General features: G+C 61.1%; 21 protein-coding genes. 17 read left to right on the top strand and 4 right to left on the bottom strand.

Features of this window, described 5'->3' with window-relative positions; genetic code table 11:
* Positions 1–36: 36 nt before the first annotated feature.
* Positions 37–1,086 (bottom strand): ABC transporter substrate-binding protein, encoded by a 1,050-nt coding sequence (locus ACIO0C_RS10660; RefSeq protein ID WP_401311319.1) that lies wholly within the window; start codon positions 1,084–1,086, stop codon positions 37–39.
* Positions 1,087–1,301: 215 nt separating this feature from the next.
* On the opposite strand from ACIO0C_RS10660, the gene ACIO0C_RS10655 reads away from it, so the two are divergent.
* Positions 1,302–3,263 carry an FAD-dependent oxidoreductase gene (locus ACIO0C_RS10655; RefSeq protein ID WP_401311316.1) on the top strand — a complete coding sequence of 654 codons (1,962 nt, stop codon included), beginning with the start codon at positions 1,302–1,304 and terminating at the stop codon, positions 3,261–3,263.
* A gap of 171 nt (positions 3,264–3,434) precedes the next feature.
* Entirely contained in the window at positions 3,435–4,016 is a 582-nt protein-coding gene (locus ACIO0C_RS10650) for a cupin domain-containing protein (RefSeq protein WP_401311313.1), read from the top strand.
* Here ACIO0C_RS10650 and ACIO0C_RS10645 read toward each other — a convergent pair.
* Positions 4,013–4,945 carry a helix-turn-helix domain-containing protein gene (locus ACIO0C_RS10645; RefSeq protein ID WP_401311311.1) on the bottom strand — a complete coding sequence of 311 codons (933 nt, stop codon included), beginning with the start codon at positions 4,943–4,945 and terminating at the stop codon, positions 4,013–4,015. The two genes, ACIO0C_RS10650 and ACIO0C_RS10645, sit on opposite strands and share 4 nt — an antisense overlap.
* A 162-nt stretch (positions 4,946–5,107) precedes the next feature.
* Here ACIO0C_RS10645 and ACIO0C_RS10640 point away from each other — a divergent pair, with 162 nt between their 5' ends.
* The 10 genes from ACIO0C_RS10640 to ACIO0C_RS10595 all read left to right on the top strand — a co-directional run bounded on the left by ACIO0C_RS10640 (position 5,108) and on the right by ACIO0C_RS10595 (position 16,705).
* Entirely contained in the window at positions 5,108–6,466 is a 1,359-nt protein-coding gene (locus tag ACIO0C_RS10640) for a glutamine synthetase family protein (protein WP_401311309.1), read from the top strand.
* Positions 6,467–6,573: 107 nt separating this feature from the next.
* Positions 6,574–7,662: a polyamine ABC transporter substrate-binding protein gene (locus ACIO0C_RS10635; RefSeq protein ID WP_401311307.1), complete on the top strand. Its 1,089-nt coding sequence runs from the start codon at positions 6,574–6,576 to the stop codon at positions 7,660–7,662.
* Positions 7,659–8,960 carry an NAD(P)/FAD-dependent oxidoreductase gene (locus ACIO0C_RS10630; RefSeq protein WP_401311304.1) on the top strand — a complete coding sequence of 434 codons (1,302 nt, stop codon included), beginning with the start codon at positions 7,659–7,661 and terminating at the stop codon, positions 8,958–8,960. The genes ACIO0C_RS10635 and ACIO0C_RS10630 overlap by 4 nt, the downstream gene beginning before the upstream one ends.
* Before the next feature lie 221 nt (positions 8,961–9,181).
* Positions 9,182–9,778 (top strand): paraquat-inducible protein A, encoded by a 597-nt coding sequence (locus ACIO0C_RS10625; RefSeq protein ID WP_401311301.1) that lies wholly within the window; start codon positions 9,182–9,184, stop codon positions 9,776–9,778.
* Positions 9,775–10,431 carry a paraquat-inducible protein A gene (locus ACIO0C_RS10620; RefSeq protein WP_401311298.1) on the top strand — a complete coding sequence of 219 codons (657 nt, stop codon included), beginning with the start codon at positions 9,775–9,777 and terminating at the stop codon, positions 10,429–10,431. The genes ACIO0C_RS10625 and ACIO0C_RS10620 overlap by 4 nt, the downstream gene beginning before the upstream one ends.
* Entirely contained in the window at positions 10,412–12,088 is a 1,677-nt protein-coding gene (locus ACIO0C_RS10615; protein WP_401311296.1) for an intermembrane transport protein PqiB, read from the top strand. The genes ACIO0C_RS10620 and ACIO0C_RS10615 overlap by 20 nt, the downstream gene beginning before the upstream one ends.
* Before the next feature lie 17 nt (positions 12,089–12,105).
* A complete protein-coding gene (locus ACIO0C_RS10610) occupies positions 12,106–12,672 on the top strand; it encodes a membrane integrity-associated transporter subunit PqiC (protein ID WP_401311293.1) in 567 nt (188 codons plus the stop codon).
* Between the two features lie 350 nt (positions 12,673–13,022).
* Positions 13,023–14,036, top strand: coding sequence for an iron ABC transporter substrate-binding protein (locus ACIO0C_RS10605; RefSeq protein WP_401311291.1), 1,014 nt, complete (start codon positions 13,023–13,025; stop codon positions 14,034–14,036).
* Between the two features lie 3 nt (positions 14,037–14,039).
* Positions 14,040–15,638 (top strand): ABC transporter permease, encoded by a 1,599-nt coding sequence (locus tag ACIO0C_RS10600; RefSeq protein ID WP_401311289.1) that lies wholly within the window; start codon positions 14,040–14,042, stop codon positions 15,636–15,638.
* The gene (locus ACIO0C_RS10595) at positions 15,635–16,705 is read left to right on the top strand and encodes an ABC transporter ATP-binding protein (RefSeq protein WP_401311286.1); all 1,071 of its coding nucleotides are present in this window, start codon (positions 15,635–15,637) and stop codon (positions 16,703–16,705) included. The genes ACIO0C_RS10600 and ACIO0C_RS10595 overlap by 4 nt, the downstream gene beginning before the upstream one ends.
* A gap of 9 nt (positions 16,706–16,714) precedes the next feature.
* Here ACIO0C_RS10595 and xerC read toward each other — a convergent pair whose 3' ends face one another.
* Positions 16,715–17,653 (bottom strand): tyrosine recombinase XerC, encoded by a 939-nt coding sequence (xerC, locus tag ACIO0C_RS10590; RefSeq protein ID WP_008062697.1) that lies wholly within the window; start codon positions 17,651–17,653, stop codon positions 16,715–16,717.
* 189 nt (positions 17,654–17,842) lie between these two features.
* Between xerC and ACIO0C_RS10585 the strand changes: the two genes are divergently transcribed.
* Positions 17,843–19,222 carry a UDP-glucose dehydrogenase family protein gene (locus tag ACIO0C_RS10585; RefSeq protein ID WP_401311284.1) on the top strand — a complete coding sequence of 460 codons (1,380 nt, stop codon included), beginning with the start codon at positions 17,843–17,845 and terminating at the stop codon, positions 19,220–19,222.
* A 16-nt stretch (positions 19,223–19,238) separates the two neighbouring features.
* Here the strand turns inward: ACIO0C_RS10585 and ACIO0C_RS10580 are convergent, their stop codons facing one another.
* Positions 19,239–20,201, bottom strand: coding sequence for a LysR family transcriptional regulator (locus ACIO0C_RS10580; protein WP_401311281.1), 963 nt, complete (start codon positions 20,199–20,201; stop codon positions 19,239–19,241).
* Positions 20,202–20,509: 308 nt separating this feature from the next.
* Here ACIO0C_RS10580 and argH point away from each other — a divergent pair, with 308 nt between their 5' ends.
* The 4 genes from argH to ACIO0C_RS10560 all read left to right on the top strand — a co-directional run bounded on the left by argH (position 20,510) and on the right by ACIO0C_RS10560 (position 24,606).
* A complete protein-coding gene (argH, locus tag ACIO0C_RS10575; protein ID WP_401311278.1) occupies positions 20,510–21,937 on the top strand; it encodes an argininosuccinate lyase in 1,428 nt (475 codons plus the stop codon).
* 151 nt (positions 21,938–22,088) lie between these two features.
* Complete coding sequence (locus ACIO0C_RS10570; RefSeq protein WP_180206290.1) at positions 22,089–22,967, top strand: amino acid ABC transporter permease; 879 nt, start codon at positions 22,089–22,091, stop codon at positions 22,965–22,967.
* Positions 22,968–22,977: 10 nt separating this feature from the next.
* Positions 22,978–23,742 carry an amino acid ABC transporter ATP-binding protein gene (locus ACIO0C_RS10565; RefSeq protein WP_095194808.1) on the top strand — a complete coding sequence of 255 codons (765 nt, stop codon included), beginning with the start codon at positions 22,978–22,980 and terminating at the stop codon, positions 23,740–23,742.
* A gap of 39 nt (positions 23,743–23,781) precedes the next feature.
* The gene (locus ACIO0C_RS10560) at positions 23,782–24,606 is read left to right on the top strand and encodes an ABC transporter substrate-binding protein (RefSeq protein WP_401311274.1); all 825 of its coding nucleotides are present in this window, start codon (positions 23,782–23,784) and stop codon (positions 24,604–24,606) included.
* Positions 24,607–24,674 lie beyond the last annotated feature (68 nt).

Below are 24,674 nucleotides of genomic sequence, written 5' to 3'. Positions count from 1 at the left end.
GCTGGACGCTTCGGCACGTCCAGCCATCCTCTGGACTTATTTGCTGGCCCAGGCGTTGAAGCGCTCTTCCAGTTCTTCGCCATGGTCGACCCAGAAACCGACGTTCATCGACAACGCACCCTTGAGGTTCTGCGGCGCCGTGGGCACCCATTGCGCCAGTTTGTCATCGAGTCGCGCGGCGGCCTGGATGTTGGTCGGGCCATAGGGAATTTGCTCGACGTATTTCACCTGCGCATCCGGCTGGTTGGCGAAGGCAATGAAGCGCTTGGCCTGGTCGACGTGCCTGGAGCCCTTGATGATCGCCCAGTAGTCCATGCCGTACAGGCTGCCGGGCCAGACCAGCGCCAGGTGGCTGCCTTTGTGCGCAGCGTCGGCGATGCGCCCACTGTAGGTCGAGGTCATCACCACGTCGCCAGCGGTCAGCCACTGTGGCGGTTGCGCGCCGGCTTCCCACCACTGGATGTAAGGCTTGAGCTCAGTGAGTTTGGCGAATGCCCGGTCCACGCCTTGCGGGGTACCGAGTACCTTGTAGACATCTTCGGTTTTCACGCCGTCCGCCAGCAAGGCGAATTCCAGGTTGTACACCGCGCGCTTGCGCAGCCCGCGCTTGCCGGGGATTTTCTGTACGTTCCAGAAGTCCGCCCAGGACGTCGGGGCCTGGGCCAGTTTGTCGGTGTCGTAGGCAATCGCCACGCTCCACACCAGCGCGGCGGACCCGCACTCCTGCGCGGCCTCCGGGATCAACTGTTCGCTGTGGCCCAGGCGAGTCCAGTCCAGTCGCTCATACATGCCTTCTTCGCAACCGCGCATCAGGTCCGGGCCTTCGATCTGAACCACGTCCCAGTCGACGTTGCCGGTGTCGACCATGACCTTGATCTTGGCCATCTCACCGTTGTATTCGCTCTGGATCACCTTGCTCTGATCCACCGCGGCAAAAGGCTGGAAGAACGCCACGTCCTGGGCTTTTTGTCCGGCGCCGCCGTAACCGACCACCACCATGTCCGATGCGGCCTGTGCGCTGCCAAGGCTCATCGCCAGGGTCAGCGCCAAGGGATAAAAACCGTGCTTGAGCGTATTCGATTTCATCAGTGGTTCCTCGTGCAGGTGCCAGGCGAGCGAAGTCGGCATGGCCCTTTTTTATTGTTGGTGAGGTTCGCCCCAGGAGCGGGCTCGACACGAAACTACTCAACACATAGTAAAAAAACAAGTTGATTTTTTACTGAAGGTAAATTTCTATAGATCAATAATAACAACGCCGAAACCCGGTTTTTCGGCTTCAGCCTGCCTGGAGTGCCCGTACCATGCCGACCCCGACACCTGCCTTCGCGCACCTGTTCGAACCCTTGCAGATTCGTGGCAAGCGCCTGAAAAACCGCATCATGTCCAGCGGTCACGACACCTCCATGCCCACTGACAATTTGGTCAACGAGCAGCTGATTGCCTATCACCGGGCACGTGCCGAAGGCGGTGTCGGGCTGATCGTGCTGCAGGTGGCCGGGGTGCATGACAGTGCGCGGTACACCTCCCATGTGCTGATGGCCACCGACGATGAATGCATCGAGGGCTACCGCAAACTGGCGCAAACCTGCCACGCCCATGGCACCCTGGTGCTATCGCAGGTGTTCCATCCGGGGCGGGAAATCATGGAGTCCAGCGATGGCCTGCTGGCGGTGGCTTACTCGGCGTCGGCGGTGCCTAACGAGCGGTTCCGGGTGATGCCACGGGCGCTGGACCAGGCGATGATCGACGAGATTGTCCAAGGTTACGCGGCGGCGGCCCGACGCCTGCATCTGGCCGGCATCGATGGCGTGGAAGTGGTCGCCAGTCACGGTTACCTGCCGGCGCAGTTCATCAACCCGCGAGTCAACCGGCGCACCGACGGCTATAACGGCGAGTTGGAGCAGCGCCTGCGTTTCCTGCGGGAAGTCATTGCCGCCATCCGCGCTGCGACTGACGAACAATTCATCATCGGCCTGCGCATCTCAGCCGATGAACGCGACCCTGAGGGGCTGACCGAACACGAGTCCCTGGCTGCCGTGCAATCGCTGCAAGCGCAACTGGATTACGTCCACATCGTCGCCGGCACCTCGGCATCGCTCGGCGGCGCCGTACACATCGTGCCGCCGATGGCGATTGAAGCGGCGTACCTGGCCAAGGAGGCCGGCACCTTCAAGGCTGGCTTGAGCATTCCGTTGTTCGTCACCGGGCGCATTAACCAGCCCCAGGAAGCCGAGTTGATTCTGGCCCGTGGCCAGGCCGACGTGTGCGGCATGACCCGGGCGTTGATCTGCGATCCGCAAATGCCCAACAAGACCGATGTTGGCTGCGTTGAAGATGTGCGTGCGTGCATTGCCTGCAATCAGGCGTGCATCGGGCACTTCCACAAGGGCTTGCCGATTTCCTGCATCCAGCACCCGGAAACCGGCCGTGAGCTGATTTTTGGCCAGCGCCAACCGGCTGCAAGACGCAAACGCATCATGATTGCCGGCGGTGGCCCGGCCGGGATGAAAGCCGCTGCCGTGGCCGCCCAGCGCGGGCACGAGGTGACGCTGTACGAGGCCAGCGCGCAACTGGGCGGCCAGGTGTTGCTCGCGCAACTGCTGCCACGGCGCAGCGAATTCGGCGGTGCCAGTACCAACCTGCAACGGGAAATGCAATTGGCCGGCGTGCGTGTGGTGCGTAACACACGGGTCGACCGCGCACTGGTGGAGCAGGAAAAGCCGGACATGGTGATCGTCGCCACGGGGGCCGAACCCTATTGGCCGCCCTTCGAGCGCGGTGGCGAACTGCAGGTGGTGGATGCCTGGCAGGTGCTGCGTGAGGAGGTAAAAATCGGCCGTTCGGTGGTGGTGGTCGACTGGCGCTGCGACTGGATCGGCCCCGGTATCGCCGAGCGCCTGACCCGTGCCGGGCATCAGGTGCAACTGGCGGTCAACGGTACCCATTGCGGGGAAAACCTGCCGCTGTACGTGCGCGATCAACTGGCCGGCGAGCTGCACAAGCTCGCCATTCCCATCATCCCCTACGCCCGCTTGTACGGTTGCGACGACAACACGGTCTACTTGCAGCACACCGCCAGTGGCGAGCCGATGCTGATGGAGAATGTCGATACGCTGGTGCTGTGCCAGGGGCATCAACCGGTGGACACCTTGGGAGAGCAACTGCAAGGCCTGGTGGAATTTAGACGCATTGGCGATTGCCTGGCGCCGCGTACTGCCGAAGAAGCGATTTATGAAGGTTTGAAAGTCGCGTGGGAGCTTTAAGCCTGTTTATACTCCGGGGCTTTAATGACTAATCCCTAACTGTAGGAGCGAGCTTGCTCGCGATGGACTCGATAGCGCCGCGTTGAACCAGTCATCACGCGTCATCGTTCGCGACCATCGCGAGCAAGCTCGCTCCTACAGGGGCCGTAGATTTCCGGTTTGGAACTTCGTATGAGCAATGACAGCAAGACCCAGGCCGAACCGCATTTCCTCGGCACGCGCATCCGCGGCCTGCGCAAACGCCGGGGCATGACCCTGGCGGAACTGGCGCAGCAGAGCGAGCTGACCGCCGGCTACATCAGCCAGCTGGAGCGCAACCTCGCCTATCCGTCGATCCCGGCGCTGTTCAACATTGCCCGCAGTCTCGGCGTGACCATCCAATGGTTTTTCGCCAGCGAGGCAATCACCGATCCTGAAGACGACGGTATCGTCGTGCGCAAGCACAGCCGCCTGAACGTGCATTACGAAGACGGCATCGTCGACCAGTTGCTGACCCCGCAAGTCAACCGCCAGCTGGAAATGCTCCACTCGCGTTTCCCCCCCGGTACCTACAGCCAGCAAAGCTACAGCCACGACGGCGAAGAAGCCGGCTATCTGCTGTCGGGCAGCTTCGAGTTGTGGGTGGGCGAGCGCCATTTTCAACTCAATGAAGGCGACAGCTTCAGTTTCTCCAGCCAGGAACCGCACCGCTACGGCAATCCCGGTGAGGTGGATGCCGTGGTGATCTGGGTGATCACTCCGCCAACCTTCTAACGCCGGCCGCGCCCGACTGCCTGAGCCACGCTTGCACGCTTGAGGGTGTCGCTCGGCAGTTCCTTGAACAGCGCGCGATAGCTGCTGGAAAACCGTCCCAGGTGCCAGAACGACCAGTGCATTGCCACTTCGGCCACGGTGGTTTGCGCAGGCGTGCGGCTGAGCAGTTCGCGGCGGGCGCTGTTGAGGCGGCGCAGACGTAGCCACTGGGCCGGCGCCATGCCGGTGAAGGTCTTGAAGGTGTGCTGCAGCTGGCGTAGCGAAACCCCGGCGACCTGGGACAACGCCAGCAGGTTGAGCTGTTCTTCCGGGCTGTCCGCCGCCCATTCCCCTACCCGCTTCATGATCGCCCGCTCCCCGGCCCGGCGCTGCAGCGCACCCTGGTCGAGGCAGACACAGGCGTTGTCGAGGATGAACAGGCAGTCGTCCAGCAACTGCTGGGTCAAGGCTTCACGGCTTGGCGGGTCGTAGGTCTGCGACAGCTGGGTCAGGGTTGCGCTGAGCCAGCGACTAAACAATGCATTTTGCTGCGAATTAAGCGGCGCCATGAACAGCCCCTCCAGCCGCGCGACGTCCAGGGCATGGCGCTGGACAAACTCCGGCCCGAACACCACGGCGATTTCCTGGTAGTTCTCCGGGGTGATCCAGATGTTGCGGCTTTCGCCGTTCAACACGTACAGCGCATTGTCGCTGCGGTCGAAACAGAACGCCAGCGAGCCTTGTGGCGCGCTGAAATTCTGTTCGACCCGGGTGTTCATGTGCTCTTCGTAAATCTCCACGCCCTGCAGGTCCAGATAGCGCACCCTTCCGGCAAAATGCCCCGGCGACATCTGTTGGTAATGCTGGACCCAGCCCGGTGTGGCGCGGATTTGCTCGGCGATATCGGCCGTGCTGAACGCCTGGACCTGTAATGAATTGCAGACTGTCATAGGGTGACCCTGCGCACTCTTTTGGTGCGCTTTGTGCTGCTTAAAGTGGATAGATGGAACCGCAAGGCTCGCCCAAGATAGACGTCAACGCGCTACAGGGGAAGTGTCCGGCGGATGAAACCGGCCTCTCCTGGCGTTAATAAAACCAACTACGAGGTCTTTATGAATGTCCCTTTCGATCAGCTGTTCACTTGGCTGAAAGATCACAAGATTACCGAAGTCGAGTGTGTGGTCAGCGACCTGACCGGCATTGCACGCGGCAAAATCGCACCCACCAACAAGTTCCTGCATGAGCGAGGCATGCGCCTGCCGGAAAGTGTGCTGTTGCAAACGGTAACCGGGGACTTTGTCGACGACGACATCTACTACGACCTGCTGGACCCGGCCGATATCGACATGGTCTGCAAGCCGGTGTCCGATGCGGTGTACGTCGTGCCTTGGGCGATCGAGCCGACCGCCATCGTAATTCACGACACCTTCGACAAGTTCGGCAATCCGATTGAGTTGTCGCCGCGCAACGTGCTCAAGAAAGTCCTGCAGCTGTACACCGACAAAGGCTGGCGGCCGATTGTGGCGCCGGAAATGGAGTTTTACCTGACCCAGCGTTGCGAAGACCCGGACTTGCCGCTCAAGGCCCCGATGGGCCGCTCCGGCCGCGCCGAAAGCGGTCGCCAGTCGTTCTCCATCGACGCCGCCAACGAATTCGACCCGTTGTTCGAAGACGTCTACGACTGGTGCGAACTCCAGGGCCTGGACCTCGACACGCTGATCCACGAAGACGGCCCGGCGCAGATGGAAATCAACTTCCGCCACGGCGATGCCTTGGACCTGGCCGACCAGATCACCGTGTTCAAGCGCACCATGCGCGAGGCAGCGCTCAAGCACAACGTGGCCGCGACCTTCATGGCCAAGCCGGTCGGCGATGAGCCGGGCAGCGCCATGCATATCCACCAGAGCGTGGTGGACATCGCCACCGGCCAACCGATCTTCGCCGACGCCCATGGCAACATGAGCGAGTTGTTCCTGCACCACATCGGTGGCCTGCAGAAGTACATCCCCAAAGTCCTGCCGATGTTCGCCCCCAACGTCAACTCGTTCCGCCGCTTCCTGCCGGACACGTCGGCACCGGTGAACGTCGAATGGGGCGAAGAAAACCGTACCGTCGGCCTGCGCGTGCCGACCTCAAGCCCGGACGCCATGCGCGTGGAAAACCGCTTGCCAGGGGCCGATGCCAACCCTTACCTGGCCATCGCCGCCAGCCTGCTGTGCGGTTACCTGGGCATGGTCGAGCGCATTGAACCCAGCGCTGCGGTGCAGGGCCGGGCCTATGAACGGCGCAACCTGCGCCTGCCGATCACCATCGAAGATGCGCTGACGCAGATGGAAGAATGCACCACCGTCAGCCGCTACCTGGGCGACAGGTTCGTGCGTGGCTACGTCGCGGTCAAGCGCGCCGAGCACGAGAACTTCAAGCGCGTGATCAGTTCGTGGGAGCGTGAGTTCCTGTTGCTCAGCGTCTGATTCCCCCCCCCCCCCGCTTCACACATCCCCTGTGGGAGCGGGCTTGCCCGCTCCCACAGGGAAAGCGAACACCAGAAAATCTCAACAAATCCAAAAAAGGTGTCGATATGCGTCTATTGAAATCCGTGGTCCCGCTAGCACTGACCGTATTGTTCAGCGCCGTTGCCCAGGCGCAGCCACAAGTCAGCGTCTACAACTGGACCGACTACATCGGCGAAACCACCCTCGCCGACTTCCAGGCCAAAACCTCAATCAAAGTGATCTACGACGTTTTCGATTCCAATGAAACCCTGGAAGGCAAGCTGCTCGCTGGGCGTACCGGGTATGACGTGGTGGTACCGTCCAACCACTTCCTCGCCCGCCAGGTGAAGGCCGGCGCGTTCCTCAAGCTGGACCGCGAGCAACTGCCGAACTTCAAGAACCTCGACCCGAAACTGCTGGCGTTGCTGGAGAAAAACGACCCAGGTAATGCGCACTCGGTGCCGTACTTGTGGGGCACCAACGGCATCGGCTACAACGTCGACAAGGTCAAGCAGGTGCTGGGCATCGACCACATCGATTCCTGGGCCGTGCTGTTCGAACCGCAAAACATCAAGAAGCTCAGCCAGTGCGGCGTATCGATGATGGACTCAGCCGATGAAGTGTTCCCCGCGGTTCTCAACTACATGGGCATGGACCCGCGCAGCGAGAACCCCGAAGACTTCAAGAAGGCGGAAGCCAAGCTGTTGAGCATCCGCCCGTACATCACCTATTTCCACTCGTCCAAGTATGTCTCGGACCTGGCCAACGGCGACATCTGCGTGGCGTTCGGTTACTCGGGCGATGTGTTCCAGGCCGCCAACCGTGCCAAGGAAGCCAAGAACGGCGTGAACATCGCCTACGCCATTCCCAAGGAAGGCAGCAACCTGTGGTTCGACCTGCTGGCCATCCCCGCCGACGCCAGCAACCCGAAAGAAGCCCATGCCTTCATCAATTACCTGCTCGACCCGCAAGTGATCGCCAAAGTCAGTGCCTCGGTCGGCTATGCCAACCCCAACCCGGCGGCCAAGCAGTACATGGACCCGGAACTTGTGAACAACCCCGAGGTTTACCCGCCTCAGGAAGTGCTCGACAAGCTCTACATCTCTACCACGCCGCCGCAGTCGATCATGCGCCTGATGACCCGTTCGTGGAGCAAAGTGAAGTCCAACAAATGAACCAGAACCCACAGGAACATACTCGCTCGTACTACGCCGCGTCGGCCCATGGCATGGCGCAATTTCCGGGGCTGACGGCGGACCTTGAGGCCGATGTCTGCGTGATTGGCGGTGGTTTCACCGGCATCAACACGGCCATCGAACTGGCTCAGCGCGGGCTCTCGGTGATCCTGCTGGAAGGCCGGAGGATCGGCTGGGGTGCCAGCGGGCGCAACGGCGGACAACTGATTCGCGGCATTGGGCATGACGTCAGCGGCTTCGCCAAACATATCGGTACCGAAGGCGTGCGTTATCTGGAGCGCGCCGGTATCGATTCGGTCGAGCTGGTAGGCCGGCGTATCCGCGAACACGGCATCGATTGCGACCTGCGCTGGGGCTTTTGCGAATTGGCCAACACCCCGGCGCAGTTTGCCGGGCTGAAGGCTGAATACGCAGCGCTCAAGGAGTCAGGTTACGCCCACGAAACCCGCCTGGTGGAACCCGGGCAGATTCGTCGGCAGGTGGTGAATTCCGGCATGTATGCCGGCGGCCTGGTCGACATGGGTTCCGGACACTTGCACCCCTTGAACCTGGCCCTGGGCGAAGCGACGCTTGCGCACTCCCTTGGTGTACAGATCTTCGAACAGAGTACGGTGCTGGAGTTGATCCATGGCGACACCGTGCAGGTTCGTTGTGCCAACGGCACGGTTCGCGCTGGCAGCCTGGTGCTCGCCTGCAACGCCCACCTGGACGAGCTCGAACCGAAGCTCAGCGGCAAAGTGCTCCCGGCCGGCAGCTACATCATCGCCACCGAACCCTTGTCGGCCCAGGTTGCCGAAGAGCTGATCCCTCGCGACCTGGCGCTGTGCGACCAGAAAGTCGGCCTGGATTACTACCGGCTCTCGGCGGACCGGCGCCTGTTGTTCGGCGGCGCCTGCCATTACTCCGGCCGTGACCCTGCGGATATCAGCGCCTACATGCGCCCGCAGATGCTCAAGGTGTTCCCCCAGTTGGCGAATGTGCGCATCGACTATCAATGGGGCGGCAAGATCGGCATCACGGCCAATCGATTCCCTCAGGTCGGGCGCCTGCGCCAGCACCCGAACGTGTTCTACGCCCAGGGATACTCCGGCCATGGCCTCAACGTGACCCACTGGTGCGCGAAGCTGCTGGGCGAAGCGATCCAGGCCGGCCACAGCCGCGGTTTCGACCTGTTCAGCGCCGTCCCCCACATGACCTTCCCGGGCGGCCGCGCCCTGCGTTCGCCACTGCTGGCCCTGGGCATGCTCTGGTACCGGATGCGCGAAGTGCTCGGCTAACCCCTCTGTACATTCCTGTAGGAGCTGGCGCAGGCTGCGATCTTTTGATTTTGTTGTTTAAAAGCAAAAGCAAAAGCAAAAGATCGCAGCCTGCGCCAGCTCCTACTCGGAATCGACGCCCTTCCCCATCGCCTTGTTCGGCCTTTCGATTTGCTCAATCGCGAGTCACTTCTATATTGAGGGGGTGCTCTGAACTTCCTGCCTCCTGTTGAGCCTGGCCCATGGCAACTACTGATCAACTGATCATCTGCGAGCACTGCGACTGCGTGTATGAAAAAGTCACGCTCGCCAAACATCAGAAAACCCTGTGTACGCGCTGCGGCGGTGTGCTACAGCGCTATAACGGCCTGACGGTGGAACAGCGTCTGGCGTTGACCTTCACCGCATTGATGCTGTGGATCTTTGCCAATTTCTATCCGGTCATGAGCATCAGCCTCAAAGGCCTGAAAAATAGTGCAACACTCTGGGATTCGGTGCTGGCATTGAGCCAGGGCCCCATCACCTTCATCGCCATGGTGGCCGCGATCGCCATGATCATCGCGCCGATTTTCCAGTTGGTGCTCTTGATCTGGGTCCTGGGTTTCGCCCTCGCCCGCAGGCGTTCACCCGGTTTCAGGTTCTGCATGCGCTGGCTGGAAACCCTCAGGCCCTGGAGCATGCTGGAAGTCTGCCTGCTGGGGGCAATGGTCGCGGTGATCAAGCTCGCCGGGTTGCTGGATGTACTGCCCGGCATCGGTCTGTTTGCCCTGGCGATCCTCAGCCTGATGATGATCCGCATTGCCGGCCGCGACATCCGTGAACTGTGGGACATTGTATGACAACACCTCCCGTCGCCAGCGATCTCAACCTGTGCCTGTGCCACAGCTGCGGCCTGGCCTGCGACATGACCTTGGAACCCCACGAATGCGAGCGCTGTGGCGCCCCCCTGCATCGACGTAAAACCAACTCGTTGACCCGGACCTGGGCCTATATGTTCACCGCCCTGGTGTTTTACATCCCAGCCAACCTGTTGCCGGTGATGAACACCAAGATGGTCGGCAATGGCGCCGACAGCACCATCATGAGCGGCGTGATCGAGTTCTGGCAGCACGGCGCCTGGGACATCGCCCTGATCATTTTCATCGCCAGCATCGCGGTGCCAGGCGTCAAGTTCGTCGCCCTGACGCTGCTGCTGGTGACCGTTCAGCGCGACAGCCAGTGGGCACTGCGCGAGCGCTCGCAAATGTACCGTTTTGTCGAGCTCATCGGTTATTGGTCGATGCTTGACGTCATCGTGGTCGCCCTGGTGGCCTCCCTGGTGAAATTCCAGGCCCTGGCCGATATCGAACCGCGACCGGGCATCCTGTTCTTTGGTCTGGTGGTGGTGTTCACCATGCTCTCGGCGATGAGTTTCGATCCGCGACTGATCTGGGATAAAGAGCGGCAAAAACCATTAAATGAGGAGGTCACGGATGAAGTCACAAGCCACTGACGGGCCGCTGGTTCCCGGGCAGGCTCCGATCAAGACCCGCCGCTTCGGCTTTTCGCTGGTGTGGATCGTGCCGATTGTTGCCGTGCTGATAGGGATATCGCTGGTGGTCCACAGCATCTTGCAGGAGGGGCCGACCATCACCGTCACGTTCAAGACCGGTGGCGGCCTGACCGCCAACAAGACCGAGGTCAAATACCGCAACGTGGTGATCGGCCAAGTCTCTGACGTGGAACTGAGCGACGACCAGAAAAGCGTGAACGCCACCATCAAACTGGCCAAACAGGCGGAAAGTTTTACCCGTAAAGACTCGAAGTTCTGGGTGGTACGGCCGCGGATCGGCGCTGGTGGGGTGTCGGGTATCGACACGCTGTTATCCGGGGACTACATCGGCGCCGATATCGGCCAGGACAATGCGCGGGCGAAGCACTTCACAGGCCTGGAAAACCCGCCGCCGATCACCTACGGCGAGCCAGGCAAGCGTTTCACCCTGCACACCCAGGATCTGGGCTCGCTGGATATCGGCTCTCCGGTCTACTACCGCAAGATACCGGTCGGCCAAGTGGTGGCCTACGCGCTGGACCCCGACGGCAAGGGCGTGAACATCGAATTGTTCATCCATGCGCCCAATGATCAGTACGTTACCGAGAACACCCGCTTCTGGAACGCCAGCGGTGTCGACGTGAGCGTTGGCGCCAACGGCTTTGCGGTCAAGACCGAGTCCTTGTCGTCCCTATTGGTCGGCGGCATCGCCTTTCGCGCTCCGGAGTACAGTCCCAACGACAAGCAGGCCCCGGAAGATTATGCCTACGAACTGTTCCCCGACCAACTGACCGCCCTCGCCCCGCCCAATGGCAAGGCGCAGTTCATGGTGCTGCGCTTTGATCAGGCCTTGCGCGGGCTAAAGGTTGATGCGCCGGTGGAGTTCCTGGGTATTGATATCGGCAAGGTGGTCTCGGTCAACCTGGATTTCGACGAGAAAAAACGCACCTTCCCGGTCAACGTAGGCATCGTGATTTACCCGCAACGCCTGGGCCAGGCGCACACCAAGATGCTCAAGGTGCTCAATCATGACCCTAACAACGAAGCCGCGGGCGTACGCGTGATCGGCACCTTCATCGAGAATGGCCTGCGCGCCCAGGCCCGCACCGGCAACCTGTTGACCGGTCAGCTCTACATTTCCCTGGACTTCTACCCCAAAGCGGAGAAAGTCGCCTTTGATCCGACGTTGCGACCGGTCGTCCTGCCCACCGTACCTGGCAGCCTCGAACAATTGCAGGAAAAGCTCGAGGCCATGGTCACCAAGATCAATCAACTGCCCATCGAACGGATCGCCGGCAATCTGGACAGCAACCTCGTCGAAATGCGCAAGAGTCTGGCGCAATTCAATGCCAAGACCCTGCCTAGCGTGCAAAGCGCCCTGGGCGATGTCAGCAAAACCCTGCAATCGGCCAGCACGACCCTGCAATCGGCCAATTCGACGCTTGCCGAAGACTCGCCGCAACGGGAAAAACTTGGCCAGACCATGGACGAACTCGGACGTACGTCGCGCGCCTTGCGTGATCTGGCGGATTACCTGGGCCGACATCCGGAATCGCTGATTCGCGGTCGTCCGAACAATGCCGCGCCGATCGATCTGCAAGGGCCGCCGAGCAAATGACCACAGGAGCAACATTCATGGCTTTTCCGCTGAAATTCACCTTGGTTGCCGCGTTGTCGTTGCTCGCCGCCTGCCGCAGCGATCCGATCCAGTTCCACACCCTGACCCCGGCCCAACTGACGGGCAGTTCACGCAGCTCCGCGGATATCCAGATTGAGTTGCTCACTGTCCCGCCGCAGGTCGATCGCCCGCAGATCGTCGTGCGCCAGGGCAATACCGGCATGGCGATCCTGGAAACCGACTGGTGGGGGGCCAGCCTGGTGGATGAATTACGCAGTGCCTTGGTCGACCAGATGATCAACAACAATCCGCAACGCAAATTGTCGGTGCGCGTGGAGGTCCAGCGCTTCGATTCGATTCCCGGCCAGTACGGATTGCTCGACGTGAAATGGCGCCTTCGCAGCAGCAATGGCCATGAAGACGTCATGGAAAATTGCCGCAGCACCCTGCAGACGCCGTCGGGCCCATCGATCGATGAGCTGGTAGCCGCGCAGCAGAACAACGTCAGGCGCCTGGCCGCGCTGATCAGCCAGGCAGCGGCCGGTACGCAAAAAGGTTGTCCTTCGGCAAATGCCAACCCATGACGCAATACCCCTGTGGGAGCGGGCTTTGTCGGCTCGAGAATTGATCGTTCCCACGCTCTGCGTGGGAACGATCAGATCCCGGACAGACCTGCATTCAGGTCGGCTGTCAGGCCGCCTCACTTTGGCTTTTGATTTTCTTTCCACATCGAGCCACTAAAGTGAACAGCATTACCTGTAGGAGCGGGCTTCGTCGGCTCGAGAATTTGACGATTTTTTCTCATTCGCGGCTCTACATTAGCCGCGCCTTAATCTGCAAATGATTCGTATTGATCTAGAATAATTGAAGTCCTTCTTTTTTCGATTCACTCGAATCAGCCTGCAAGAGCAAAAATAACAGGAGCTGGCGCTGCATGAAGTCCCCTATCCCTTCGTTCCTCAAAAAGGCCTTGCTGGCCACCGCTTTGCTGAGTGCTGGTCAGGCGTACGCCGCCGATACGGTCGGTATCGTGGTCTACAACGCACAGCATGAAAGCCTGACCAAATCCTGGGTCGAAGGTTTTACCCAGGAAACCGGTATTGCGGTGACCTTGCGCAACGGCGATGACACCGAAATGGGCAACCAGATCGTACAGGAAGGCGCCGACTCGCCGGCCGATGTGTTCCTCACCGAAAACTCCCCGGCGATGGTCCTGGTCGATAACGCAGGCTTGTTTGCGCCCGTGGACAAAACCACCCTGGAGCAGGTCGACTCGGCCTACCGTCCGGCCCACGGCAAATGGGTGGGGATCGCTGCGCGTTCCACGGTGTTCGTCTACAACCCGAGCAAACTGCCCCAAGCCCAGTTGCCCAAGTCGATCATGGACCTTGGTGCACCGAGCTGGAAAGGCCGCTGGGGCGCATCGCCCGGTGGCGCCGACTTCCAGGCGATCGTCGCCGCCATGCTGGAACAAAAAGGCGAAGCCGCCACCCTGGACTGGCTCAAGGCGATGAAAACCAACTTCACCGCGTACCGGGGCAACAGCTCGGTGCTCAAGGCGGTCAACGCCGGGCAGATCGACAGCGGCGTGATCTACCACTATTACAGCTTCGTCGATCAGGCCAAGACCGGCGAGAACAGCAACAATACCGCCTTGCACTATTTCAAGCACAAGGACCCGGGCGCGTTCGTGAGCATTTCCGGGGGCGGCGTCCTGGCCTCCAGCAAGCACAAGGAAAATGCCCAGGCGTTCCTCAAATGGATCACCGGCAAGGACGGCCAGGCCATCCTCAAGAACGGTAAATCGTTTGAATACGCCGTAGGCAAGAACGCCGAATCCAACCCTAAACTGGTGCCTTTGCAGCAGCTCGACGCGCCGTCTGTCGACGCCTCGAAACTCGACAGTAAAAAAGCCGTGGAGCTGATGACTCAGGCGGGACTGCTTTAATTGATGCCTGAAATCCTGCCGGTGGGTACCGCCCAGGCGTTACCCGAAAATTTGCGTAAACGGTCACGCGGCGCGTTCGCGAGCCGCGGTGGCGCATGGGTGATCGGTTTGTCGGTGCTGGTGTCGGTGCTGGCGCTGCTGCCGATTGCCTACGTCATCGGCGTGTCCTTGCAGACGGGCTGGTCCACGGTGGTGACACTGGTGTTCCGGCCACGGGTGGGCGAGTTGTTGACCAACACCGTGTTGCTGGTGGTGCTGACGATTCCCCTTTGCGTGGCGCTGGGCGTGACGCTGGCCTGGCTGACCGAGCGCACGGATTTGCCGGGGCGGCGTTGGTGGTCGTTACTGGCGACGGCGCCCCTGGCAGTGCCAGCCTTTGTCCACAGCTATGCCTGGGTCAGCCTGGTGCCGCCGATCCACGGCTTGTTCGCCGGGGTGCTGGTGTCGGTCATTGCCTACTTCCCGTTTCTGTACCTGCCGATTGCCGCGACGCTGCGTCGCCTCGACCCGGCCATCGAGGATGTCGCCGAGTCGCTTGGACTGAAGCCCTGGGCGGTGTTTTTTCGCGTGGTGCTGCCGCAGTTGCGCCTGGCCATTTGCGGTGGCGCGTTGCTGGTCGGCCTGCATTTGCTGGCCGAGTACGGCCTGTACGCGATGATCCGCTTCGACACCTTCACCACCGCGATCTTCGATCAGTTCAAGTCCACCTTCAACGGGCCTGCCGCCCACATGCTGGCCAGTGTGCTTGCCCTGTGTTGCCTGGTGATGCTGACTGTGGAATCCACCGCACGGGGCCATGCGCGCTATGCCCGCGTGGGCTCCGGTAGCGCCCGTGAGCAACGGGTGGTGTGCCTGAAATCCCCCGCCAGGGTGCTTGCACTGGTTTTGCAGGCCGCCACCTGCGTCCTGGCGCTGGGTGTGCCCTTGATCACCCTGGGCCGGTGGTTGATCGCCGGCGGTGTGCAAGCCTGGGACCTGGACGAACTGCTGCCGGCGCTGCAACAGACCCTGCTGCTGGGCGTCGCGGGCGCCGCCCTGACCACCTGCGCCGCCATTCCGATTGCCTGGCTGTCGATCCGTTATCCTGGTCGCTTGCAACGGGTACTGGAAAGCTGCAACTACATCACCAGCTCCTTGCCGGGCATCGTCGTGGCGTTGGCACTGGTAACCGTGACCATTCACTTTGCCCGGCCGATCTACCAGACCACCATCACCGTGCTCCTGGCTTATCTGCTGATGTTCTTGCCCCGGGCCCTGGTGAGCTTGCGCGCCGGCATCGCCCAGGCCCCCGTGGAACTGGAAAACGTGGCCCGCAGCCTGGGTCGCTCCCCAGCCCGCGCGTTGTGGCTGATCACCCTGCGCCTGGCCGCTCCGGGGGCTGCGGCTGGCGCTGCGTTGGTGTTCCTGGCGATCACCAACGAACTGACGGCCACCCTGTTGCTCGCGCCCAATGGCACCCGGACCCTGGCGACCGGGTTCTGGGCGATGACCAGCGAAATCGACTATGTCGCGGCGGCGCCCTATGCCCTGCTGATGATCCTGTTGTCGCTGCCACTGACCGGGCTCCTTTATCACCAATCGAAAAAAACGGCTGGCCGATGAGCACTCTAGAACTGCATTCACTGAACAAATCCTACGGCACCCATAGAGCCCTGGATAATGTAAGCCTCTCGGTGCCCAGCGGCAGCCGCACGGTCATTGTCGGTCCCTCGGGCTCGGGCAAGACCACCTTGCTGCGCATGATTGCCGGCTTCGAGTTCCCCGACTCCGGGCGCTTGTCGCTCAATGGTCAAACCCTGGTCGACAGCACCCATGAAGTACCGGCGCACCAACGCCTGATTGGCTATGTCCCGCAGGACGGCGCCTTGTTCCCGCACATGACGGTGGCTGCCAACATCGGCTTCGGCTTGTCGATCAAGGGCAACGAAAAGCATGAGCGAGTCGCTCAGTTGATGGACAGCGTGGCCCTCGATTCGAACATGGCCGAGCGCTGGCCCCACGAGCTGTCCGGCGGCCAGCAGCAACGTGTGGCACTGGCACGGGCGCTGGCGCAGCAGCCGCGCCTGATGTTGCTGGACGAGCCGTTTTCGGCACTCGACACAGGCTTGCGCGCCGTCATGCGCAAGATGGTCGCGCGCCTGCTGGAAGATGCGGGGGTCACCACCATCCTGGTCACCCATGATCAGAGCGAAGCCTTGTCCTTCGCCGATCAACTGGCAGTGATGCGCCATGGCCGGCTGGTGCAGTCAGGCCATCCGCTGGACCTCTATCGCTACCCCGAAGACGAACAGACCGCGCTGTTTCTCGGCGACGCCGTGGTCATGCCGGCCCGGATCGAGGCTGGCTGGGCGCACTGCGACCTGGGCCGGATACCGGTCAACAATCACCGCAACAACCACAGCGCGCAGATCATGCTGAGGCCCGAACAGTTGCAACTGGCCAGCGTTTTGCCCGACGACACAGGTGCCGCTGGCTGCCGGGCCAGGGTGATCGACCGGGATTTCAGCGGCAACACCTGCACCCTGACCGTGGAGTTGCAGCCTCGCGCCCCCGATCAGCCCATCGGCCGATCATTGCTGGTACGCAGTTCCGGCATGTATGCGCCGCCTGCCGGCAGCGCCGTCCAGGTCTCGACCATCGGCCATGCGCATGTGCTGAGCGAGCCTTGATCAAAGCGGTCAAAGATCGAAGCGGTCCACCGCCCGGCGCCGCTCGTTGTCGTCGCGCACATCGTAGTTGGCCGTGGTCTGGATATTGCTGTGATGCGCCAGTTTTTGCGCGATGGACAGGTCGTGTTCTTCAATCACCCGGGTGATGAACGAGCGGCGAAAATCATGGGGCATGATTTTCACCCCCACCTGCGTGCCCCGCTGCCGGGCGATGTAATAGATCGCGTGCTTGGTGATGCGCTCACGGGTGATGTGACTGCCACGGCGGATACGGTTGAACAGGAACGGGTCGTCCTCTTCGCCTTCCTTGAGCATCGAGCGGCGCAGTTCCAGCCAGGCATCGAGTTTGGCGAAGGCCCAGGCCGGGGCGTACTTGATCAACTGCTTGTTACCCTTGGCCGTCACGCGCAGGCTGCGCTCATTGAAGTCGACCTGGTTGAGGTCGAGGTTCACCGACTCCGATTTGCGCATGCCCGAGCCGTACAGGATCGCGATGATGGCGGCGTCCCGCAGGCCTTGTGGCCGAGGATCGGCGGCGCAGACTTCCATCAATTCCTGGATCAATGAGCGCCGCAGGTTGCGCCCCTGGGACAGGCGCGTGCCGGCGATCCCCTTGACCGAGCGCATTTTCAGCAAGTGTTCCTGGCTGATCAGGCTCATGCGCCACGCTTCGTTCATCACGCCGCGCACCGCATTGACGTACAACGACGACGTGTTGGGCGCATAACCGTCGGTGCGCAACGTGGCGACCAGGGCGATGACGTCTTCGGGTTGCAGGTCGTGCCAGGCAATCTCCTCGAGATTCACCTCTTCGTAGCCCAGGCGGTCGGCGGCGTCCTGCAGGACATAACGCATGGTCAGCTGGCTGGAGGGCGCCAGCCGTGCCAGATACAGGGTCAGGGGATTGGGTTTGGCGGCTTTTGGATCAGCAGCAGGTAAGTCAGTCAAACGAAACGGCCTTGAAGAAAGAGGAAGCAGAAAACGGTGTTAGACAGCGATGGCCGCTACGCTGCCGGTCATGGCCTTGAAAGTCAAATGCTCTGCCGGCAACGACCAATTTGGCCGACGAAGCGATAGACGAATTGAAACATGGCGCTGCTAAACCTTGACCGGACTCGATCGGGGCAGGAGCAAACCATGAGAATCAGTGTGTTGGGTAGCGGCTACGTTGGCCTGGTGCAAGCGGCCGTTCTGGCTGAAGTCGGCCACGACGTGGTCTGCATGGACGTCGACGAGAAAAAGGTCGAGTCGCTGCGACAAGGCCACGTGAGCATTTTCGAGCCCGGGCTGGCCAGCCTGGTGCGCGAGGGCCTGGACGCCCGTCGTTTGCAGTTCACCAGCGATGAGAAACTCGCGGTGCAACATGGCCAGGTGCTGTTCATCGCGGTCGGTACGCCATCGCGCGACGATGGCTCGGCAGACCTGAGTCAGGTGATGGCGGTGGGCGAGGCGGTGGCGCGGCACCGCGAACAACCGCTGATCCTGGTGGAGAAGTCCACGGTGCCGGTGGGGACTGGCGATGCCCTGCGCGCGCATATCGACAAGTGCCTGATCAAGGTCGGGCGGCTGTTGCAGTTCGATATCGTCTCCAATCCCGAGTTTCTCAAGGAAGGCTCGGCGGTGGCCGATTGCCGGCGCCCGGACCGTATCGTCATTGGCTGCGAACGTGAAGACGTGCGCGAGGTGATGCGTGACCTGTACGCACCGTTCAACCGCAACCATGAACGCATCATGTTCATGGACCTGCGTAGCGCCGAGCTGACCAAATACGCCGCCAACTGCATGCTGGCGACCAAGATCAGCTTCATCAACCAGATCGCCGAACTGGCCGAACACCTGGGTGCCGACATCGAATCGGTGCGCCTGGGCATCGGCGCCGACTCGCGCATCGGCTACCACTTTATCTACCCCGGCTGCGGTTATGGCGGCTCCTGCTTCCCCAAGGACATGCGCGCCCTGATCCACAGCGCCGCAGAGGCCAATTGCACCAGCGACCTGCTGCAAGCGGTGGAAGCCATCAACCAGCGGCAGAAACACAAGTTGTACGAACGCATCAAGGCTTTCTACCAGGGCGATTTGCGCGGCAAGACCTTTGCCCTGTGGGGGCTGGCGTTCAAACCCAACACCGACGACATGCGCGATGCGCCAAGCCGGGTGCTGCTCGAAGCGCTATGGGCCGCCGGTGCCAACGTGCGAGCGTTCGACCCGGAAGCCATGCAGGAGACCCAGAAACTGTACCCCGATGAAACCCGGCTGATGCTCATGGGCACGCCGGAATCGGTACTCAACGGTGCGGATGCGCTGATCATTTGCACCGAATGGCAACAGTTCAAGGCCCCGGATTTCGACCTGATCCGCCAGCGCCTTACTGCACCGGTAATCTTCGACGGCCGCAACCTGTACGATGCCGAACGCCTGGCGCGCAATGGTTTCCTGTACTTCCCGATGGGCCGCGGCGAGTCGCGCAAGTTGCCGATTCCTTATCAGCAATGGCCGGCGGCACAGGGGGTCGCATAACAATAAGCGTTGCCCGTTAGTTACTCTTCAAGTCCACGCCCAACGCCTGGGCAAACGCCTTGACCAACGGGCTGCGCACCGTGTTGTGACGCAGGATCAGATTGAACGGTGTGACAATGCTGATCAGGTCAGGGCGTATCGCGCGAAACTCTGCGCGATCGACCATGGGTGCCGCGTAATGCTGCGGCAGGAAACCCACGAAGCGGCCGGTCTTGATCAGCAGCGCCACGGCTTCTACCTGGGTCGCCGAGGCGGAAAAGCTGTCGTAGTGGGTGAAGTAGAGTTTGTCGCGATGGATCGCGTAACGGTGGTTGATGCACGCGTAGTCCTTGAGCACATCGGCGCCTGTTTGTGCGTCTGCCAGAGTGAATAACGGGTGGCCAACAGCGCAATAAACGTGCGAGCGCTCCTCATACAGCGCAAAGTAATCAAATTCTTCGCGCTTTTGATAAACCGGCACAATCCCGGCAACTAACCGGCCCTCTACGACACCCCGCTCAATTTCATCCAGCTGCGCCGCCTGAAGTTGCAATCGAACTTTCGGCGAGTGCTCATTCATGCTTCTAAGCGCGGCAACTAGAGGCGAATTGTCGTCGGAGATAGTGTTATCAATAATGCCCACTCCAAGATCGCCGACCAGTTCGTTTTGAGCTGAACTAAGGCGATCGCGGAAGTTGTCGACCGAGGCAAATAAATCAATCGAAGCCTGATACACCAAGCGCCCTTCTTCGGTCAGGTGGAAACCCTCGCGACCTCGGGTGCACAGGCGCATACCGATACGGATCTCCAGGTCGGAGATTTGTTTGCTGATCGCCGCCAAGCCCACATTCAACTCATTTTGCGCCGCACTAAAACCGCCGGCCTCGACCACCGCCTTGAACACCTTGAGCAGCTTGAAATCCAGCCCACTGAGGGCCAGCGGTGCCCGTTGCAGCGTTTTCGGTGGCGGGTTTCCGGAATTGGAAAGTGGGGTTTCCATAATGCTTATTTACCTCTGGCGCCATATTCAACAACCTGTGTCCAACAACAAAAACATAGCTGGCCTAATAATAATGAACACAGAAAACCAGGCTTGGCAACCGCCAAAAAATTCCCGAACATCAGTGCCAACTGGCTGTTCTCCAAACAATAAAAGCTGACACTACGATCAGCTTCGGCCACCCGGCAACCGCGTTTTTTCCCCTGCCCTTGAAAACTGATTTGGCCTGAATGCGCCCGAATGCTCTTCGGCACTCGCGGCAATCCGGCACTGCGATTTCAATCCGCTTATCGACGAGGAAAACAACAATGTCTCAAACCACCGACCGTCTCTGGGGAGCACGCTTCAAAAGCGGTCCGTCCGAAGCCCTGGCCGCGCTGTCCCGTTGCCCGGAACGCTACTTTCGCCTGACCCCGTATGACCTCGCCGGCTCCAAGGCCCATGCCCGGGAACTGCAGCGCGCCGGGCTTCTGAGCGAACAGGAAACCCGGACCATGCTCGACGCCCTGGAAGGCATCGGTGCTGATTTTCGCGCCGGCAGCATCCGCCCAACCCTCGACGACGAAGACGTCCACACCTTCATCGAACGCCTGCTGACCGAGCGTCTTGGCGCGCTGGGTGGCAAGCTGCGCGCCGGACGCTCGCGCAACGACCAGACCGCCAACGATCTGCGGCTGTTCCTGCGTGACCATGTGCGCACCCTGGCTGTTGAAGTGCTGGCCTTGCAGCAGGCGCTGGTGGAGCAGGCCGAGCAACACATCGAAAGCATCTGCCCCGGTTTCACCCACTTGCAGCAAGCACAGCCGATCGTGTTTGCCCATCACTTGCTGGCCCACGCCCAATCGATGCTGCGCGACGTCCAGCGCCTGGTGGACTGGGATGTGCGTACCTCGCTGTCGCCACTGGGCGCGGCAGCGATGGCGGGCTCGGCCATTGCGCGCCTGCCACAGCAGTCGGCGCAGGAGATGGGTTACCGCGGGGTGTGTGAAAACTCCATCGACGCCGTCGCCAGCCGCGATCACGTCGCCGAGTTCCTGTTCATCGCCAGCATGCTTGGGGTCAACATTTCCCGGCTCGCCGAAGAGTTCTGCCTGTGGTCCTCGCGCCAGTTCCGTTGGGTCGCCCTGGACGACGCCTACGCCACCGGCAGTTCGATCATGCCGCAGAAGAAAAACCCGGACATCGCCGAACTGGCCCGGGGCAAGGCCGGCCGCCTGATCGGCAACCTGACCGGTCTGCTGTCCACCCTCAAATCCCTGCCGCTGTCCTACAACCGCGACTTGAGCGAAGACAAGCACGGCGTGCTCGACAGCGTCGACACCCTGCTGCTGGTGCTGCCGGCCATGGCCGGGATGGTGGCGACCATGAAGGTCAACGTCGAAGAATTGCGGCGCCAGGCGCCCCTGGGGTTTACCCTCGCCACCGAAGTCGCCGACTGGCTGGCGGTGCGCGGCGTGCCGTTCAAGGAAGCTCACGAAATCACCGGGGCGCTGGTCCAGGCCTGCGAGAAACACGACATCGAACTGTGGGAAGCGTCGCCTGCGTTGCTGGCCGAGATCGACCCGCGCCTGACGGCGCAGGTGCGCGACAGTCTGACCCTGGAAGCCGCCATTGCTGCACGCAGTGGTTGGGGCGGCACCGCGCCGCAACAGGTACGCGAACAGATCGCCCGCCTGAAAACCGCCCTCGCCGCCCAGCAGGCCTGGACCGAGGACTATCAGGGCTTGCGCCTCTGAGCCAAAACACAAAACCTGTAGGAGCTGGCTTGCCAGCGAAAGCGGATTTTCAATCAACTTCGATGTTGACTGTGCCGCCGTCTTCGCTGGCAAGCCAGCGCCTACAAGGGATTGGTGTTTGACCTGAAATAACGTGTACGGAGAAACAACCATGAGCCAGACACAAGCAGAACGACTCCAGGCGGAGCGCAAACTGGCGGAAAACCAGTTCGACATTACCCAGTACGATCATGTGCCGCGGCGTTACTACGGACGGATTTTCTTCGCCACGGTGATTGTCATTGCCATCATCGGCCTGGTGCGGGCTTTTGCCGAAGGCAAGATCGAATGGTCGTACATCGGCCAGTTCCTCACCTCCCAGGCAATCATGTGGGGCTTGCTCAACACCATCGTCATGGCGGTGCTGGCGATGGCGCTGGGTATCGTGTTCGGGGTGATCACCGCGATCATGCGCATGTCGGCCAACCCGATCCTGCGCTACGTGGCGGTGACCTACACCTGGCTGTTTCGCGGCACGCCGCTGATCCTGCAACTGCTGTTGTGGTTCAACCTGGCGTTGATCTTCCCCACCATCGGCATCCCCGGCCTGTTCGAACTGGACACCGTGAGCCTGATGACGCCCTTCGTGGCCGCCCTGCTCGGCTTGAGCATCAACCAGGGCGCCTACACCGCCGAAGTGGTGCGCGCCGGCCTGCTCTCGGTGGATACCGGACAGTACGAAGCGGCCAAGTCGATCGGCATGCCGCGCCTGCAGGCCTTGCGCCGGATCATCCTGCCCCAAGCCATGCGGATCATCATTCCGCCGGTGGGCAACGAGTTCATCGGCATGGTGAAAATGACTTCGCTGGCGAGCGTGATCCAGTACTCGGAACTGCTCTACAACGCCCAGAACATCTACTACGCCAACGCTCGCGTGATGGAGCTGCTGATCGTCGCCGGTATCTGGTACCTGGCCACCGTCACCGTCCTGTCCTTTGGTCAAAGCCGCCTGGAGCGTCGTTTCGCCCGCGGTGCCGGCAAGCGTTCTTGAGGAATCCGACATGAGAAGCATCGTCAAGGCCGTGAGCCTGAACAAGTACTACGACCATTTCCACGCCCTCAAGGACATCAATATCGAAGTCGAGCAAGGCGAAGTGCTGTGCATCATCGGGCCGTCGGGCTCGGGCAAGAGCACCTTGCTGCGCTGCGTGAACCAGCTGGAAAAGATCGACAAGGGCGGCCTCTGGGTCGACGGCGAACTGGTGGGTTACCGCATCGTCGGCAACAAGCTGCACGAACTCAACGAAACGCAGATCGCCCGCCAGCGCCTATCCACCGGCATGGTGTTCCAGCGCTTCAACCTGTTCCCGCACATGACCGTGCTGCAAAACATCATCGAAGGGCCCTGCCAGGTGCTCAAGCGTTCGCCCAAGGAGGCGCATGAAGAAGCCGTGGAATTGTTGGCCCGGGTCGGCCTTGCCGACAAGCGCAACAGCTACCCGATCGAACTCTCGGGTGGCCAGCAACAGCGGGTGGCGATTGCCCGCGCCCTGGCCATGCGCCCCAAGCTGATGCTGTTCGATGAACCCACTTCGGCACTCGACCCGGAACTGGTCGGTGAGGTGCTGTCGGTGATGCGCGATCTGGCGCAGACCGGCATGACCATGATCGTCGTCACCCATGAACTGGGCTTCGCTCGCGAAGTGTCCAACCGCATGGTGTTCATGGACGGCGGGCAGATCGTGGAGGCAGGAAGCCCCGAAGAAATACTAATAAGTCCGCAAAACCCACGCACCCAAAGCTTCATTTCTGCCGTTCGAACCTGAACGCCAACTGGCGTTACAACACACATAAGAGAACGACCCATGAAGAACTTCGTTATTCCAGCAGTACTCGCAGGCGTTATGGCATCCAGCTTCACCATGGCCGCCGAGTTGCCGGCCAGCATCAAGGAAAAAGGCGAGATCGTCGTCGCGATCATGCCCAACTATCCGCCGATGGACTTCAAGGACCCGGCCACCAACACCCTCACCGGGCTGGACGTTGACCTGGGCAACGCCCTGGCCGAACGCCTGGGGGTGAAGATCAAATGGCAGGAAACCGGCTTCGAGCAAATGATCAACGCCCTGACCACCGACCGCGTGGACATGGTGCTGTCGGGCATGACCGATACCAAGGAACGCCAGGCCAGCGTGACCTTCGTCGACTACTTCACCAGCGGCCCGCAGTTCTACACCCTGCAGAAAAACGCGGCCACCAACGAGATCATCGACCTGTGCGGCAAGAAGGTCGGCACCAGCCGCCGTACCACCTTCCCGGCGGAAATCGCCGAGTGGAGCAAGGCCAACTGTGAAGCCGCGGGCAAGCCTGCGATCAACGTGATCGGCACCGAAGGCTCGGCCGATGCCCGCGCGCAACTGCGCCAGAGCCGTATCGATGCGGCCATGCAGGGCAGCGAAACCCTGCCGTACCTCAAGACCCAGGAAAAGGACATGTACAAGACCGTGGGCCTGCCGATCTCCTCGCAGTTCACCGGCCTTGGCGTGAGCAAGAAAAAACCTGAGCTCAGCGAAGCGGTGAAGGTAGCGCTGCAGAGCATGGTCGATGACGGCAGCTACCAGGCGATCCTGAAGAAGTGGGACCTGGAACTGGGCGCGATCAAGACCGTGACCATCAACGCCGGCAAGTAATGCTTGCCCTGTAGGAGCTGGCTTGCCAGCGAAGGCGTAATGCCAGACAACCCCCATGTTGCTGACAC

The sequence above is a fragment of the Pseudomonas sp. NPDC087336 genome, from assembly GCF_044744285.1.
Lineage (GTDB): Bacteria > Pseudomonadota > Gammaproteobacteria > Pseudomonadales > Pseudomonadaceae > Aquipseudomonas.
The sequence above is the reverse complement of the archived record's forward strand: the minus strand, read 5'-3'. Positions and strand labels throughout refer to the sequence as shown.